Origin of the sequence: Desulfosporosinus sp. FKB, from assembly GCF_002196705.1 — a bacterium.
GTDB lineage: Bacteria > Bacillota > Desulfitobacteriia > Desulfitobacteriales > Desulfitobacteriaceae > Desulfosporosinus.
This window is the reverse complement of the sequence record NZ_NADJ01000027.1, coordinates 40,650-56,664: the sequence shown is the minus strand read 5'-3', so window position 1 is coordinate 56,664 and position 16,015 is coordinate 40,650. Positions and strand designations below refer to the sequence as shown.

The 16,015-nt window shown below is 41.6% G+C and carries 13 protein-coding genes; 9 read left to right on the top strand and 4 right to left on the bottom strand.

From position 1 onward, the window contains the following. The first annotated feature begins 13 nt into the window (after positions 1 to 13). The 4 genes from B5Y67_RS08505 to B5Y67_RS08490 all read left to right on the top strand — a co-directional run bounded on the left by B5Y67_RS08505 (position 14) and on the right by B5Y67_RS08490 (position 4,689). On the top strand, positions 14 to 790 hold the full coding sequence (locus B5Y67_RS08505; RefSeq protein WP_088226024.1) for a 4Fe-4S dicluster domain-containing protein: 777 nt from the start codon (positions 14 to 16) through the stop codon (positions 788 to 790). A gap of 33 nt (positions 791 to 823) precedes the next feature. Continuing rightward, entirely contained in the window at positions 824 to 2,047 is a 1,224-nt protein-coding gene (gene nrfD, locus B5Y67_RS08500) for an NrfD/PsrC family molybdoenzyme membrane anchor subunit (RefSeq protein WP_088226023.1), read from the top strand. A gap of 134 nt (positions 2,048 to 2,181) precedes the next feature. Continuing rightward, the gene (locus B5Y67_RS08495; RefSeq protein ID WP_088226022.1) at positions 2,182 to 3,171 is read left to right on the top strand and encodes a 4Fe-4S dicluster domain-containing protein; all 990 of its coding nucleotides are present in this window, start codon (positions 2,182 to 2,184) and stop codon (positions 3,169 to 3,171) included. A gap of 165 nt (positions 3,172 to 3,336) precedes the next feature. Then, positions 3,337 to 4,689 carry an APC family permease gene (locus tag B5Y67_RS08490; RefSeq protein WP_088226021.1) on the top strand — a complete coding sequence of 451 codons (1,353 nt, stop codon included), beginning with the start codon at positions 3,337 to 3,339 and terminating at the stop codon, positions 4,687 to 4,689. 90 nt (positions 4,690 to 4,779) lie between these two features. On the opposite strand, the gene B5Y67_RS25285 is transcribed toward B5Y67_RS08490, so the two are convergent. Further along, positions 4,780 to 4,923: a hypothetical protein gene (locus B5Y67_RS25285; RefSeq protein ID WP_170932637.1), complete on the bottom strand. Its 144-nt coding sequence runs from the start codon at positions 4,921 to 4,923 to the stop codon at positions 4,780 to 4,782. A gap of 477 nt (positions 4,924 to 5,400) precedes the next feature. Between B5Y67_RS25285 and B5Y67_RS08485 the strand changes: the two genes are divergently transcribed. The 3 genes from B5Y67_RS08485 to B5Y67_RS08475 all read left to right on the top strand — a co-directional run bounded on the left by B5Y67_RS08485 (position 5,401) and on the right by B5Y67_RS08475 (position 7,675). Next, positions 5,401 to 5,808: a hypothetical protein gene (locus B5Y67_RS08485; RefSeq protein WP_088226020.1), complete on the top strand. Its 408-nt coding sequence runs from the start codon at positions 5,401 to 5,403 to the stop codon at positions 5,806 to 5,808. 30 nt (positions 5,809 to 5,838) lie between these two features. After that, positions 5,839 to 6,795 (top strand): sulfite exporter TauE/SafE family protein, encoded by a 957-nt coding sequence (locus tag B5Y67_RS08480; RefSeq protein WP_088226019.1) that lies wholly within the window; start codon positions 5,839 to 5,841, stop codon positions 6,793 to 6,795. Positions 6,796 to 6,889: 94 nt separating this feature from the next. Then, positions 6,890 to 7,675 carry a DUF169 domain-containing protein gene (locus B5Y67_RS08475; RefSeq protein WP_242975909.1) on the top strand — a complete coding sequence of 262 codons (786 nt, stop codon included), beginning with the start codon at positions 6,890 to 6,892 and terminating at the stop codon, positions 7,673 to 7,675. A gap of 324 nt (positions 7,676 to 7,999) precedes the next feature. On the opposite strand, the gene B5Y67_RS08470 is transcribed toward B5Y67_RS08475, so the two are convergent. The 3 genes from B5Y67_RS08470 to B5Y67_RS08455 form a co-directional block, all read right to left on the bottom strand. After that, positions 8,000 to 10,291, bottom strand: a complete 2,292-nt coding sequence (locus B5Y67_RS08470; protein WP_088226018.1) for a hydratase — start codon at positions 10,289 to 10,291, stop codon at positions 8,000 to 8,002. Positions 10,292 to 11,117: 826 nt separating this feature from the next. Then, complete coding sequence (locus B5Y67_RS08460; RefSeq protein ID WP_088226017.1) at positions 11,118 to 12,494, bottom strand: 4Fe-4S binding protein; 1,377 nt, start codon at positions 12,492 to 12,494, stop codon at positions 11,118 to 11,120. Positions 12,495 to 12,512: 18 nt separating this feature from the next. Then, on the bottom strand, positions 12,513 to 13,100 hold the full coding sequence (locus B5Y67_RS08455; protein ID WP_088226016.1) for a hypothetical protein: 588 nt from the start codon (positions 13,098 to 13,100) through the stop codon (positions 12,513 to 12,515). A 275-nt stretch (positions 13,101 to 13,375) separates the two neighbouring features. Here B5Y67_RS08455 and B5Y67_RS08450 point away from each other — a divergent pair, with 275 nt between their 5' ends. Both B5Y67_RS08450 and B5Y67_RS08445 read left to right on the top strand, forming a co-directional pair. After that, positions 13,376 to 14,725 (top strand): sigma-54 dependent transcriptional regulator, encoded by a 1,350-nt coding sequence (locus B5Y67_RS08450; protein WP_088226015.1) that lies wholly within the window; start codon positions 13,376 to 13,378, stop codon positions 14,723 to 14,725. A 30-nt stretch (positions 14,726 to 14,755) separates the two neighbouring features. Then, complete coding sequence (locus tag B5Y67_RS08445) at positions 14,756 to 15,883, top strand: ATP-binding protein (protein ID WP_088226041.1); 1,128 nt, start codon at positions 14,756 to 14,758, stop codon at positions 15,881 to 15,883. The last annotated feature ends 132 nt before the right edge of the window (positions 15,884 to 16,015 follow it).

The following is a 16,015-nucleotide window of genomic DNA, read 5'->3' as shown; positions in this document are numbered from 1 at the left end:
GAGGTGAAAGAAAATGTCAAAAGGAATACTCGTAGATATACCAAAATGTATCGGTTGTGAAAGCTGTTCGGTAGCCTGCAAATTATGGAATGAACTCCCTTGGGATTCGCAGGAAAAGAACAAAACTGCTGAAGATAGAGCTAAGGAACCCAACAAAGGCTTGTGGCCGGATGAATGGACCTCAATAAATCGTTATGATGTCAAGAAAAACGGCTCGTCTGTGGGAAGATACGTTAAAACTCAATGTTTTCATTGTGAAGATCCTGCCTGTGTCTCAGCATGTTTCTCTAAAGCATTAAAGAAGCTTCCCGAGGGACCGGTTGTTTATGATCAGAAGCTGTGCGTAGGCTGCCGTTATTGCATGATGGCCTGCCCATTTGACATATTGAGATACGAATGGAAAAAAGCCATTCCCGGAGTAAGCAAATGCCAGATGTGCCCGTCAAGAGTTACCAATAACCAGGAAACAGCATGTACTTCAGTTTGCCCGACAGGAGCTATTACATTTGGGGACAGGGACCAATTGTTGGCCGAAGCTAAAAAGAGAATCAAAGATAATGGTTATGTTAACCGAGTTTTTGGCGAAAAAGAAGCAGGGGGAACATCCTGGTTATATATTTCAGATGTACCGTTTGAAGATTTGAGATTCAGGACGGATGTAACCACCAAGTCGCTGCCTTCTTACACGGAGGGATATATGAAACTTACACCATTTATAGGGGGTACTTGGGCAGCTGTGTTAGCAGGCTTATATATTTATAACAACAAAAATAAGGAACCTTTGGAGTAATTTCAGAAATTACAAATGAATGGAGGGGAAATCATGGATATTATTACCACATTCGAAAAAGAAGCAGGAAAAAAACATCACAGTCTCAGATGGCGATTTAGATTAACCCCCATGCGATTAGTGTTTATGGCCATAGCGGTCGCGGCCATAGCAGTAATCCTGGTGCGTTTTATCTTCGGCCTAGGAGCTGCAACCAATCTGAATGACCAATGGCCCTGGGGGCTGTGGATTGCTTTTGACGTACTGTTAGGGGTAGCTCTGGCAGGCGGCGGATATGGAACATGCCTTATAATCTACGTTTTACGCCGGGATAAGTTTTATTCAATAGCGAGAAGTACCATGTTGACCTCATTATTAGGTTATATTGTCGTCGTACTTGGATTGTTAATTGAAGTAGGACAGTGGTTCAACTTCTGGAGACCTTATGTATCATGGGGACATACCAGTGTCTTGTTTGAAGTTTTCTGGTGCGTTTCTTGTTATACGGTGATTCAGATCTTAGAATTCTGTGAAGTAGCAACAGAGAAAGTTTTTAGAGGCTTACACAAATACCTCAAGAAAGCAATGCCTGTATTGCTGATTGTTGGTATTACCCTGCCGACATTACACCAATCATCCCTGGGCGAACTGTTTTACATAATGGTTGGTAAAGAGAATCCGCTCTGGTGGTCGGTCTTTCTGCCGCCGTTCTTCCTGTTGTCCTCGTTTTTTGTCGGAGCAGGCATGATCATTGTTGAAAGCAGTCTGGCGGGGAAGGCATTTAATCATAAAGTTGAAATCCCTGTTCTAAGAGGGCTGGTCAGAATTTCCGGCGGAGCAATGATCTTGTATTTAATCTTAAAGATCGTGGATATGGCCGTTAAAGGAACCTTTGCCAATGCTTTTGCTTTTGATTTGCCGAGTATTTTGTTCCTCAGCGAGCTGCTCTTTGGTGTAATCATCCCCATAATCATAGCTTTCAGTTCCTTATCCGGTACGCGGAAAGGTTTACTGTGGTTTGGAGTACTGGATGTAGCAGGAGTAATCTTGAACAGGTTTGATGTTGTGTTCACAGGCATGGGAAAATATCTGAACCAATACGGCGGTCATTATTTCCCTGCTTGGACAGAGTTTATTGTCAGCCTGGGATTGGTTTCCATAGCTTGTTTAGCATATCTGTTCATCGTTGAAAACTTCAATATTATTGAACATCGAGGAACAGAAGCCGTTGAAGGTACAACGACTGAAAATGGCGATTACGCTGTCACTGCAAAATAAGCGTTATGAGTCTTAGTCAAATACAAACTAAAGATGGTACGGGTGTTTGACTTATTTTAAGATGAGTTAAATTAGGGGTTGCTGAACAACCCCTAATTTAATGTAAACATGGGTTGCACAGAAGAGGTGCTTTAATGTTTTATAATTGTCAAATCGTATTTAATCACAATAATTGTCTCAATGGTAAAAAAGCATCGGATAATATTTGCCGTTTATGTATTGACTCTTGTCCCCATCAAGCCATTTCTTTATATTTTGAACTCGACGCCAAACGCTGCACAGAGTGTGGGATTTGTATGGCCGTTTGTCCAAGTGATGGGTTTGTTCTCCGCAGTTCTGATCAGCTTCATGAATATATTCGAGCTTCCGGGAAAGTTATTTTGAACTGTCCGCAAGCAATTCCAGCAGGTCAGGAAATTCCTTGTCTGGGAATTATCGATCGGGATTTATGGCTGGCTCTGATGCTGTATGCCCGGGAGAAGGAAGTGAAGATCTTTACCGGTGTGTGTGCAGATTGTCCTGATAAAAACGCCTGTAGAATAAGCGTAGAAACGTTCAAAGAAGTGCATAATGCCTGGAAAGGTCATCCTCCAATAGGGATTAAAGTCGCGCCTGATGATGGCAACAGGGACTCTGAACTCGGGGAAACGGTCTTATCTCAACGTCAGAAATTCGAAGCAATCTTTGCGAAGGCTGATTCCGAAGAAATGTATCATATACCTAAGACACGGCAGCTCTTGAGCGAAACCTGGAAATCCCGTCAATCTGAGGTTAAAGCGCTCCCGCTGCCTGTCTTAAATGTGAGTGAAAATTGTACAGATTGCGGTGAGTGTCCAACGATTTGTCCGCAAGAGGCTTTAACGAAAAGGGAAGATGAAGAGCAATTATCCTTGATTTATGAACCCTTAAAATGCGTCCTCTGTCAGCGATGTATCAGTATATGTCGCTCTAAAGCTTTAAGTATAGAAGTTAAATCGTTGACCTATCGTTTGCTGACCGGCAAAGTTCTTTTATACCAAGGAAAGCGACGGTTTTGCTCTCAGTGCGGCAAGCGAGTATTTGATAACTTGGAGCCGCCAATGTGTATCGATTGCTTGTCACAACGTCCAACACTTGACATTTAGTTAAAGCCCTTTTTTGTTTGGAGTATTTGTAATAGATCAGATAAATGATTCATTAATGTTATATAGTAAATTTTAAGTTTTTTGCGATATATTTAAAGGGAAATCAACGTCTATGTCGAAAAATAAAGGGTTGCTGTTAAAAAAGAAAGGAAGGATGATAACTAATTGGAAAATGTCTTAGAAAAGAAGTATGGTCTATTGACCGCAATTGCAATGGTCATCGGTATCGTTATAGGCAGCGGCGTATTCTTCAAAGCGGAAAAGATTCTCGTTGCAACGGGCGGTAATCTTCCCCTGGGAATTTTGGCCTGGGTTATCGGCGGAATTATTATGGTTGTCTGCGCTTATGTATTCGCAATTATGGCTACGCGATACGAAAAAGTAAATGGCCTTGTTGATTACGCTGAAGTTGCACTAGGGAGTAAGTATGGATATTTTGTCGGATGGTTTATGGCAACAATCTATTATCCTACGCTCACCTCAGTTCTTGCTTGGGTTTCTGCGAGATATACCTGTGTTCTATTAGGTTGGAATATCACAGGCGGAGAAGCTATGTCTATTTCAGGCTTTTTTCTCGTTGCAAGCTATGCTTTAAACGCTCTCTCGCCAAAACTAGCCGGTAAATTTCAGGTCTCAACCACAGTAATTAAAATTATTCCTTTGGTTCTAATGGCTCTCTTTGGAACGATCGTTGGTCTTAAAAACGGAATTTTAATAAGTAATTTTACTAGCGGTCCTATCGCAAAGGTTACAACCAGCAATCCCTTATTTACCGCAGTCGTTGCTACTGCTTTCGCTTACGAAGGATGGATTATTGCAACTAGTATTAATGCCGAGCTTAAAAATGCTAAAAAGAACTTACCTATAGCTCTTACCTTTGGTACGATCTTTGTGGTCTTACTCTATATCTTATATTATACGGGTCTTGCAGGCGCAGTAAGTAACAGTGTTATGATGAAAGGCGGCGAACAGGGCGCAAAATTAGCATTCTCCACTGTTTTCTCAAACGCCGGCGGTGTCGTTCTGTTTGTTTTCGTTGTTATTTCCTGCCTCGGAACACTAAACGGTCTGATGCTAGGTTGCACACGCGGTTTATACTCTTTGGCCGCCAGGAATATGGGGCCAAAGCCGGAAGTGCTTAAAAGCATTGACCAGAATACAAATATGCCGACAAACTCTTCTATTTTCGGCCTTTTGTTAAGTGCTGTATGGCTCCTTTATTTCTATGGTGCAAATTTGGTGCCGGTTTCATGGTTTGGCCCCTTTAGCTTTGATAGCTCTGAACTTCCCATTGTTACGATTTATGCTATGTATATTCCGATTTTCGTCATGATGATGGCGAAGGAAAAATCCCTCAGCTTTTTTAAACGTTTCTTTATGCCGGCACTCGCTGTATTAGCTTGCATCTTCATGGTGGTTGCTGCATGTTACGCTCATAGCAAGGAAATTCCTTATTATCTTATTATTTTCGCAGTGATTATGGTTATTGGAATAATTGTCAATAAGAAAGACCAATAATTTAACACTCAATCTTAGTATGTTTGATTTAATCATCAGAGTAAAATGAAGCAGGCTATCACCTTTAGCGGATGATAGCCTGCTGTAATTCTAGAAGATAACGCCTAAAGCGATGAGAATTAAAATTGCTATCGCGATAATTCCTACGCCTACACAGCGACCAACACCAAAGCCTGCAACCGGAGCGCAGCATGCTCCGCCAACACCGTAACCACCAACACCATATCCGTACATTATTTTATCTCCTTTCAGAATTAAAATACGATACCCATTGCAATAAGCAGAAGAATAATTACAACAACGATAGCAATTCCTGCACCGTATCCTGTTCCACAAGCACCAGCAAAACCTGTTCCTAATGCCATTATTATTTCCTCCTTTACCAGTTATACCATAAGATATGTAAGAGATGGAAATAAGGGAAATTGTCTTACAAATATTTTGCCAACCCTTAATTCAGAAGGATATTGAAAACATTCTTGCAGGGGAGACTAAAAAGATGTCATCTTCACGACAATAATAATGTCATGAAGATAACATCTTTTTAGTCACTCGTCAGACATTTGCGGGTATTATATCTTGTTATAATATACACAAGCTTAAGATATTACGAAAAGGAGGTTGATGGCCAGGCAAATGTATAGGGATGCTAAAACTGGTCGTGAAGTTTAGGGGAAGAACAAAATTGTCCCAATAAGTGAGGTGTTAGTTATGTTGGCTGGGTTTGAAATTATTGATAAAGTATTACACCCTCACCGTAAGAAACAAGATAAACTAATGGCCAGAATGGTCGAATACCGGGAATTAGCTTCTTTAGCATATGAACATGATAATAAGGACATGTACACGCTGCTGCAAAGGGAGCTAAACGAGATGTTCTGTGAATACTTGTCTTGGTCTTTTCTTGACGGCATTGGTTTTCTAATCCCCCACTTCTTTATCATGGGATTCATAAGTTTATGGCTGCCGTACTTTACGCTGCCATTTGATTTACCCGTGATCGGCAATCATGTCTCTGTAATTATCTGGTATCCTTTAGTAATGATTGCTTACTACGTTGGTCGCCGGTTGCTGCGAAAGTTTTCCGGCAGTGTTCAGGCTCATCCTGTAACTCGATAAGCAGGATAGAATTTTTGGAGGTGCAAAGAAATGTTCTTTCATATTGCGGGTGTTACCGTAAACCCTATCGTAGTTATTATCTGGATGGCATTTGTTGGATTCGTATTTTCGACCATTGGAGCTGCCGGCGGGATCTTGGCCGGTGTGGGACACATTACTATCTTTGGTATGAAAAAGGCTAATGTAATTAAACCAATGAACCAGATTCTCACCTTGGTCAGCCCGATCATCTCTACGCCGTTATATTTGCGGGAAAGACGCCTCGTGATTCCTGCAGCTGTAAGTTTAGGGGTAGGCGGTATCATCGGAGCACTGCTCGGTTCCTGGCTTTCCCACACTTATTTGCAGGATATGGCATCCTATCAGCCGGTCTTTGGCTTGATCACCTTCGTTATTGCCGGACGTATGTGGTATGAAATGACTCCTAAATTCCGGGAAAAACAACAAAAAGTAAAAAAGGCAACTAAAGCATTTGAAGCAAAAGTTAAAGAACTGAAAGCAGCCGGTAAAATGAGTGAGATTAAAGAAATCGGCGTTAACTTCAGCGAAATGGGCATCAGCAACACCTTTACGTTTGCCGGAGAAACTTTCCGTTATAATACCCTTGCTCCTTTTCTGGCCGGAATTTTTGTCGCCATTATCTCAGCAGCACTCGGCGTCGGCGGCGGATTCCTTCTCGTACCGTTCCTGAGCAGCGCTCTTGGTTTCCCAATGTTCATCGTTGCAGGTACTTCGACCATGTCCATCGTAATTTCTTCTCTGACTAGTATTAGTAATTATCTCCGTATGGGAAGCAAACTGGATTTACCGATGGTTGGCTTTGAATTAATCGGCATCCTGGTTGGATCTTACCTCGGTCCTATTCTTTCTAAGTATATCAAAGGTATTTACCTTAAAGGCTTTTTGGCTGTAGTTCTCACATACATCGGTATTGGTTATGTATTTGGACCAATGATCCTGCACGCTTTTGGGTTCAGAATTATCTAATCTTGCCCCGCTAAACCAAGAAGGTGCTATATTATAGAAGACTATATTATATGTTGAGAAGTTTCTGCTTCTAGTTTGAAAGGAGAAGGTTAAATTGTCGAATGCCAATACAGATATGACCTATGCCGAAGCACAGGAATTGTTTGAACGTCTGTTAAAACTTGATTATCATCCTGTTGCGATTAAGTTTTTTAAATCTGAAGAAGAAGCCAATAAATATCCAGCTGAAAAAAAGGCAGCTGCCAAAATGACATTCTGTCAGTTTACAGCGGCTTCCCGTATGGCCAATTACGTGTTAAAAGGTAATAACAACAATATTTTATGTGAAAATTGTCTGACCAGTTTTGGCTATACAGCCCCATCTGACGAAGAAGCTAAAGGTCATTTCAAATATGTCGTTGACGATGAATATGCCAAAGAAGTAATGCTCAGTAAACCACGTCTGCCGATGGGGGAAGTAAAGGAATTTATGACCGCCCCGCTGGCCAAAACCCCGGTTGAACCTGATGTAGTTATGTTTGTCTGCAATCCGCTGCAAGCTTATCATATTCTGAATGATTTTGTTGGCGCTTATCATGTACATCCGCTTCAATTCAATTATACCGTTAATTCCGCCGTTTGCGGAGGTTCTGTGTGGTCCTATCTTAATCACAAACCAAATATGAACACGATGTGTTCCGGAAGTTATACTTCTGGCAAAACGGAAAAAGGGGAAGTCAACGTCTTTATCCCGGGCGATCAAATCCTTGGTGTGGCACGTCAATTAGCTCACCGTACAGAAGTAATGGGCGGTGCATCCTTCCCTTATAACGGTACCGAGTGGCCTGGACTCGATGCTTGCAAAAAATGCCCGATGATACGCTTCAAAGACGTAGAATAGGCCGAAAGCCAGAAGATATCAAGGGAATTATTACAATTTTGGAAGAGACTCAGATAGCTAATTTATAGTTTGTCACTAGCAATGTAGGCCGTGAAGAAAATTTCTTTACGGCCTTATTAATTCATATAGTGGTCAGATTATAATATGAGGGATTTTGGACGTATTAGGACATATTAGTTTGCATAATTAGATTTATCATTTTAGCACTTATTTATTAGTCTTATCAGAAAAAATTCAAGGGTGTAAATCGGCAGAAGCAGCCGATTATTACACCCTTTACGATTATTATGCCTCATCTGAACAGTGATTACATATCACTATCGTTTACTTAGAATAATAGTTGATTAAGCATCCACTAAGAATGATTTCTCTTTCCTCCTTAGTTAAATTGGTTAACATTAATTCTATTGCGCGATTCCCTTGAGGGCTAATAAGTTGAACAGGGAAGATTTCATCTCCGTTCATTAACTTTTCCTTAACATTGGGGATAAAGATCAGATCGTCAACCCCAAAAACCATTTGATCAGGATTACGCAGTGTAAAGGGCAGTATGCCCCAGTTGATTAAGTTACTGCGATAACGTTTTGTTGCATATTCTGCAGCAATATTAGCCCAACCGCCTAAAACCTTCTGGCAAGAAGCAGCTTGTTCCCTGGCCGAACCATCTCCAGGTTTTACCGCAAAAATGGTTGTGCCAATTCCTGTTTCTTTAAGAACTTCTTCCGCTTTTTCTAAAGGAAGACTTGCTAGGAAAGCACAAAGTTCTTTTAATGAAGGGGAAAGGAGTGAGGTATCACTAGAAACATAATTTTGACGTTCCAACTCTATTCTTTGAACGTCTTTAGCTCTTTGAACATATTGAGGGTCTTTTCTCGATAACGTGAATTCGGCAAGTTTGAGCGGATTTGAACGATAGGAAGATGTCTCGCCGGATGGAATTAGTTCATCAGTCGTTGTGACCGGATCATTAATCACACAAGCTACCTTTAACAGCAGATTCTCCGGCAGGGCAATCATCTTTGGCCACTCAGCGATATTAGGCCCGAATTTCAGACCTTTTTCGGGCTGAGGTTGACTGAAGCCGTTATAGACCCTATTAGCGTAAATTTTACGGTCAAAGCTATAGGGTAAATCGGCAGGGGCAAAATCAAGGTCAGTCGCAGGTGTTAAATATCCTCCGTTAACTGCAGTTGCAGCAATAGACCTGGCATCCATCAGAGCAACTGAGGAAAGCTGTCCATCACCGGGTTTTGATCCTTCACGATTGGGGAAGTTTCGAGTTGCATGTCTTATACTTAGATTACCGTTAGCCGGTACATCTCCCGCGCCAAAACATGGTCCGCAAAAGGCAGTTTTTATAATAGCTCCGGCAGTCATCAATTTGGCCATAGTTCCGTTTTTGACCAATTCAAGATAGATTGGCTGGCTTGCCGGATAAACACTTAAGGACAAGCTGTCATTACCTAAAGAATGATTTTCCACGATTGAGGCAACGTCAACAAGGTTTTCATAAGAACCGCCTGCACAGCCGGCAACAATGGCCTGATCAACTTTTAATCTGCCATTGTCAATATTCTTCGTTAAGTTAAAATGGATTGACGGATTATCGATTTGCTTTTGGCCTTCTTCTTCTACAACTCGTAAGATATCAGAGAGGTTTTGGTTTAAATCAGCGATGGGAAACACATTGCTTGGATGAAACGGTAAAGCTATCATTGGGACGATTTTGTCCAGATCAACAATAACTGCTCCGTCGTAGTATGCTATTTCTCCCGGTTCGAGCTTAGCATAAGATTCGGCACGTCCATGGATGGCAAAGTATTCCTTTACTTTATCATCTGTGGTCCAAATTGAACTTAAGCAGGTAGTTTCAGTAGTCATAACGTCAATGCCGTTTCTGAAATCCATCGACAAATTCTTAATCCCAGGACCAACAAATTCCAGGACCTTATTTTTGACGAAACCACTCTTAAATACGGCACCGATAATAGCAAGTGCAATATCCTGCGGTCCTACGCCCGGTCTGGGTTTTCCCTCCATATATACGGCAATAATTTCAGGATAAGTTATATCATAGGTTTTTTCTAAAATCTGCTTAACTAATTCCGGTCCGCCTTCACCAATTCCCATCGTCCCCAGGGCACCATATCTAGTATGACTGTCTGATCCAAGAATCATATTTCCGCAGCGGGTCATTGTTTCTCTTACGTATTGATGAATGACAGCCTGATGAGCGGGAACATAGACGCCTCCGTATTTTTGGGCAGCCGATAGTCCGAAAACATGATCATCCTCATTAATCGTTCCTCCAACTGCACACAGGCTGTTATGGCAATTGGTTAAAGCATAAGGTATCGGAAACTTAGTCAGTCCGCTGGCACGAGCGGTCTGAATGATTCCTACATAGGTGATATCATGTGAAGCTAGAGCGTCGAAGCGAATTTTTATCTTTTCATTGTCACCAGAAGTGTTGTGTTGTGAAAGTATTTTATACGCGATAGTATTTTTACGAGCACTTTGAGGTTCCAAGTTTCGATCAGCTATAGCGGCATTTTCTTTTTCAAACAAATCTTTTCCTTTTAAAAGATATGTTCCATGGTTAATAATACGAATCATAAATCCTCCTAAGAATAAAAATTATAGACTCTCGGTAGTCTCGAGTTAGATAATATGAGGCATTAAACATCAATTTTAAATTCCATGGGTAAATATTTCTGAATTAAGTGAAAAATAGATATCGAAAACACATTAAATCAATAGTTAAGAAGATAAACGTTCTTTTAATCACCCCAAAATTAGTATAAAAGAGACTTTGGGCTTGGATAGTTCATTCTAGAAAGAGTAACTTTACTTTTGAAGCCGATTTTGTTAGTTCTTTTTCTTATTGATTATATCATTAATTGCCCTAAACCTAAGTAGTGACAAGAGAATAATACAGTATTATTTCGCTCGCTAAATTAACGGTTAGGGTGAATATACGTTACTGAGTTTATGGCTTTTAAAGGTTTTTTACTAGGGGATATAGCTGCTTGTCTTCATGATTAAGACGAATGCGTAAGTTGGAGATTATAGAACGCGTTTCATTAATAAACTGGGTAGCGTTCTTTCTAATTTGTGCACTCGAGATATATTTAGCCTTGTAGTTTGCAAAAGACGCAGCAATATTTGCCATTTCTTAATTGAATTTATTTACAAAATTGTTTAGTCTTTTGTTGTATTGACCGAGTTATTTCTGAACTATATCCAGGGAACGCCTATAAAACTGATTTATAGATATATCCAAATCCTGACTTAATTTTATAATTTCGGGATCGAGAAGCCCGTTTCTTCGTCGTTAAAACAGGAATGCCAGGATGTTTTAAATAAACGTCCTGGCATCTTAAAATCTTCCTTCTATATAATAATCAAAATAATCAAACTTGAAATGAGCTATTAACTGAAGTTACATCCGCATTGCCATCCGTACGGTAAAGGTTAAATAGTTTAAGACACCGAAGAGCAGGATGACAACAAGATAAGGGATAGAGACGGAAAGGGCTTTGCCCAAGCCGTAATTCCTTTTGGCGATACGATAGGCCGTATACATGGAGCCAAGTGTTCCGGAGATGACTAAGAAATACTGCATTACTTGAATGATCGGGTCAGGAACGAATGAGGTTGAACCTTCGAGATGCACCCCAAAGAGTCCCATGAAGGTATAGTAGGTTGCTTTCCCTTCCGCCAGCAGGTGGAATAGGTTATGGGCCATATGAGAGGCAAGGTCTAGGGGAATGACGGCGTAACCGAAGCGGGCAAAGGCAGTACGCAGTGTTTCACCTGTGAAGCGTTTGGAAAGAGCTGTTGCTGAGAAAAGAAGTAACACAGGAGTGGCCATGGCTAAGATAAAGAGCAGTGTGAAGGCAACATCTTGATTAGCAATACCTAAGGTCTTTTCTACCCACTTGAGGAAAGCAGGGTAAAAGTCCAACATGGTAACATTTTGTACGAAAACAATTCCCACGATAACAATGGCTAAGAAGGATTCTTCGAAACGAGCCCGGGTCATCGACCAGAACTCACTGGTTGGTTTACGGGGGGTTAAGCGAATTGAATCGTGAGGGCAATTCTTGATACAGCTGCCGCAGAGATTACAATTGGCGTTGTTTTCCATAGCCATCGGAAATTCAAACATCGGACATCCTGGTGCGTTAGCCCCACCTTTGTAACAATCACGTGTTTTACAAGTTTTACAAACATTCTTATCAGCGCGCAGTTCTAACATACCTGCTCGAGAATAGTTGCCGGATAAACTGCCGAGAAAACAGAGATAACGGCACCAAGTGCGGCGTTCAAAAAGTAAGGCACTTACCATTACTCCGCCTAAGATGAGCAATAAGAGAGTTCCGGATCCTCGCGGAGATTCCACAATCCCCCAAATATGATCGGACCAAGTGATTAAAATAAAGGTAATATCAATGATCCAAAGGCCATTTTTCTTAATAAAATTGGGAACTTTGAGATTGGCCCCGAAAAGCTTTTGTGTTAAATCACTCACCCAGGCGAACGGGCAAATTCCGCACCAGAAGCGTCCCAGGAGGAAAAAGAAAAAAGGGATTAACGGCCACCAAAGAACCCAGGTTGCAGCAGAACCAAAATTATTGTCAACAGCCGAAGGTCCTGCGAGGGTCTCAAACATAATCACAGCAAAAACGATCACCGTAATCCATTGGAAAATCCGAGGATAAAAGTAGCTCGTGAGAAATCGTTTAAGCCAGCGAATGTTAAGGAGATTCGTCGGTTGTTTAGCGGGTTGCTTGTGGAGGGAATTTGTTGAAGACATTTCCACGCCTCGACTTTCTTAATATTTCTTCCGTTTTAAAACGGCAGCAATAACGCCGGCAATGATGACGACGCCGGCAACACTGCCGATGAGCACATAATTGGGTCCGGATTTACCTACAGTTATTGGAAAATTGACGGTACTTTGACCTAATGATGAAGATATAGTAATAGCTTGGCTCCATTGTCCAGGCTGGTTAAAGGTCATGTTCTCCATCATATAGGAACCAGGCTCCATGGACATCGACCCCATGGAAGATTGTTCCTGCATGGCCATTCCGCTTTGGTTATCCATGCTCGATGACATGTTCATGCCTGCCATATTTCCGCCATCATTGGAGTTAGAGCCCATCATGGTGGGGTTGCTCATTGTAACTTTTGCTTCGGTTACGGGCTGTCCGGTTGCCTTATTCTTAACGATAATGGTCATCGTTCCGGATTGGTTAACCGTAGGAGTTTCTGGATTCATTTGCAGAATAACATGGTAAGGTCCGGCGTCTTGCTCCAGTTGAGCTGCAGCGTAAGCATTGGCTGCAAACATAAGAGTCAAGAGTAAAAAGGATAAGGTAAGAAGGATTTTCATAAGAGGTTTTCTTGAATGAATCATAAAGCACGCTCCTTTAAAATTTTGACAGGAACTATAATTGCAAAAGCCATGCCAAGTTGCACTTTCTATCAAATTATGCTGTAATAGCACTATGATTATTGAAGTTTGTCGATTTATATCAGTGTTTTCGAACATCCTGGCCATCTAACAGCCATTTCTCTAAGAAACTATCAGGTTTATAAAAATAATGAAGTACAAAACAGGTGTGGGAAAAGACACAGTTTACTGCGCCTTTTCCCACACCATTCTAAGTACAGGCCTAAGGGGATGACATTGTGCGGCGGATATTAGTTGCCGATGATGAAGTAAATATGCGCTGGGTTTTAGAACGAGCCTTAGTAAAAGCAGGGTATGATGTTGAAACAGCAGAAGATGGGCAGTTAGCCATAGATCGGGCACTGTCAGAGCGGCCGGACCTTGTTCTTGTTGATTTAAAGATGCCAAAAGTTGATGGGTTAAGTGTGCTGCGAACGTTAAAAGAACATTATCCTGATTTACTCATTGTCATGATGACGGCGCATGGGAGTACGGAAACAGCGGTTGAGGCGATGAAGGCAGGGGCCCATGACTATCTAATGAAACCTTTTGAGATCGATGAACTTCTCATTACCCTTGCAAAGGCCTTAGAGGTAGAAAGTTTGCGCGAGCAGGTGGACTACCTAAAGGGGGAGGTTCAGCCTAATCGCTGGCAATTGGTCGGAAACAGCGACAAGCTGCGAACGTTAAAAATCCTGGTGGAAAGGGTTGCTCCAACACCAGCAACGGTTCTTATTCAAGGTGAGTCCGGTACGGGGAAAGAATTGGTCGCCCATGCTATTCATACCTTAAGCTCCAGGGCTGATGGTCCGTTTATCCGAGTCAATTGTGCGGCATTGACAGAAACTTTATTGGAAAGTGAATTATTTGGTCACGAGAAAGGTGCTTTTACTGGAGCCCATACACGCAGAACCGGGCGCTTTGAATTAGCAGACGGCGGAACGCTATTTTTGGATGAGATCGGGGAGCTGTCGTTTAATGTTCAAGCAAAGCTATTGCGGGTACTTCAGGAACGGACATTTGAACGAGTAGGCGGTGAAAAAACCATTCAGGTTGACGTAAGGATTATCGCTGCCACGAATCGTAATTTGTTAAGAGAGGCGCAAGAAGGACGGTTTCGCGAAGATTTATATTATCGCTTGAATGTCTTTCCAATCGTTGTTCCTCCCCTGAGAGAACGCCGTGAGGATATCTCCGTCCTAGTGGAACATTTTTTAGACAAACTCAGAGTTTATGGCAAAAAAAAGATTCTTGGACCGGGAGTTCTTGATCAATTAATCGCTTATAATTGGCCGGGAAATGTGCGCGAACTTGAAAATGTCATTGAACGAATGGTTATTATTTCACAGGAAGCTGTAATTGGCCTGGATGGGGTGCCTGCCTTTAATACGTCCAGTCCATTAGAGAAGAGTTCTGATCCCTTTATACTCCCATCTGAGGGTATATCTCTGGAAGAGATTGAAAAGTCCTTTATACGTCAAGCCCTGGAACAAACAAATGGAAATCAAAGCCAGGCTGCCAAGAAACTGGGACTTTCCCGCTATGCTTTCTTGTACCGTTTGGAAAAATACGGGTTAAATCTGCGTTAAGAATGCCGAACCTTGAGAGGAGCGCTTTTGTTGCAAAGCTATAAACTCGATCTCAAAAATCGTCATCGAGTCTATTTCGATTTACTGATCATAAGCGTCGTAATTATCATTTTAACGGTTATTCACTATACGACTTACCATTACACCATGAATTACCACATCATGTTACAATTTGCCTATTATCTCCCTGTAATTTACGCAGCTATGCGTTTCGGTTTAGTCGGCGGAATTATATCCGGGTTATCGATAACTCTTCTGATTCTGCCGTTTATGACTTATTTTAACACAATGGCAATGGCTTCATCTGCTATGTTGACTCAATGGGTGGAAATTGGCCTAATTAATGGTATCGGTTGGTTAACCGGTTTTCTAATTGAACAGGAGCGGAAAGCGTCACGTAAGCATCAACTCGCCCTTCAAATTCAAAAAGAGTTAGTCGAAAAATTAAAACGAGAAAGTATAGAACGCGAACGCTTGCAGAGGGAGATCCGGCAAACTGAACGGTTAACTGCGCTTGGGCATCTGAGCGCTGGACTGGCGCATGAAATACGCAATCCTCTGGGGATCATGAAAGTAAGTATTCAGCTCCTGGCCCAAGACAAGCGAGATGATAGGGAAGTACTAGAATATTGTCGTGTGCTTCTAGAAGAGTGTGAACGTTTAAATCGGTTAGTTAGTGAGTTTTTAAGTTTTGCTCGTCCTAAAGAATTAGTCCGGGAAAAAATTAAGTTAGGGAAACTCTTGGAGGAAGGCGTGTCGTTGATTCAACCTGCTCTGCGGCAGCATCAGATTGAATTATCTCAAACCCGAGGACAAGTTGATGACTGTGTGGTTGAAGTAGACTCTGATCAGATTAAACAAGTGATTTTAAATATCTTACTCAATGCCATAGATGCCCAAGGAGAAGGCGGGAGGATTCTTTTGGAGGGGATACAACAAGAAGACTTTGTTGGATTTGCCGTTAGTGACAAAGGGCGAGGGATTCCGCCCGATATTTTGCCTTACATCTATGACCCCTTTTTTACGACTAAGGAGAAGGGAACTGGATTAGGCTTATCGGTAGTACATCGCATTCTTGATCAACACAGCGGGAAGATATTCGTTTCCAATCGAAGTGAGAGAGGAACGAGAGTCGAAATTTTGCTGCCACCTTCATAAAAGAAATTCACAAGAGCCTTCCTCAATGATGATAAAAAGCTTCCTTACTGGTTAAGAACAAGATCATTACCTGTAAGGAAGCTTTTTCACGACCTGCACCAGACAAGTTTTAATCCCATATTATGGAAATGT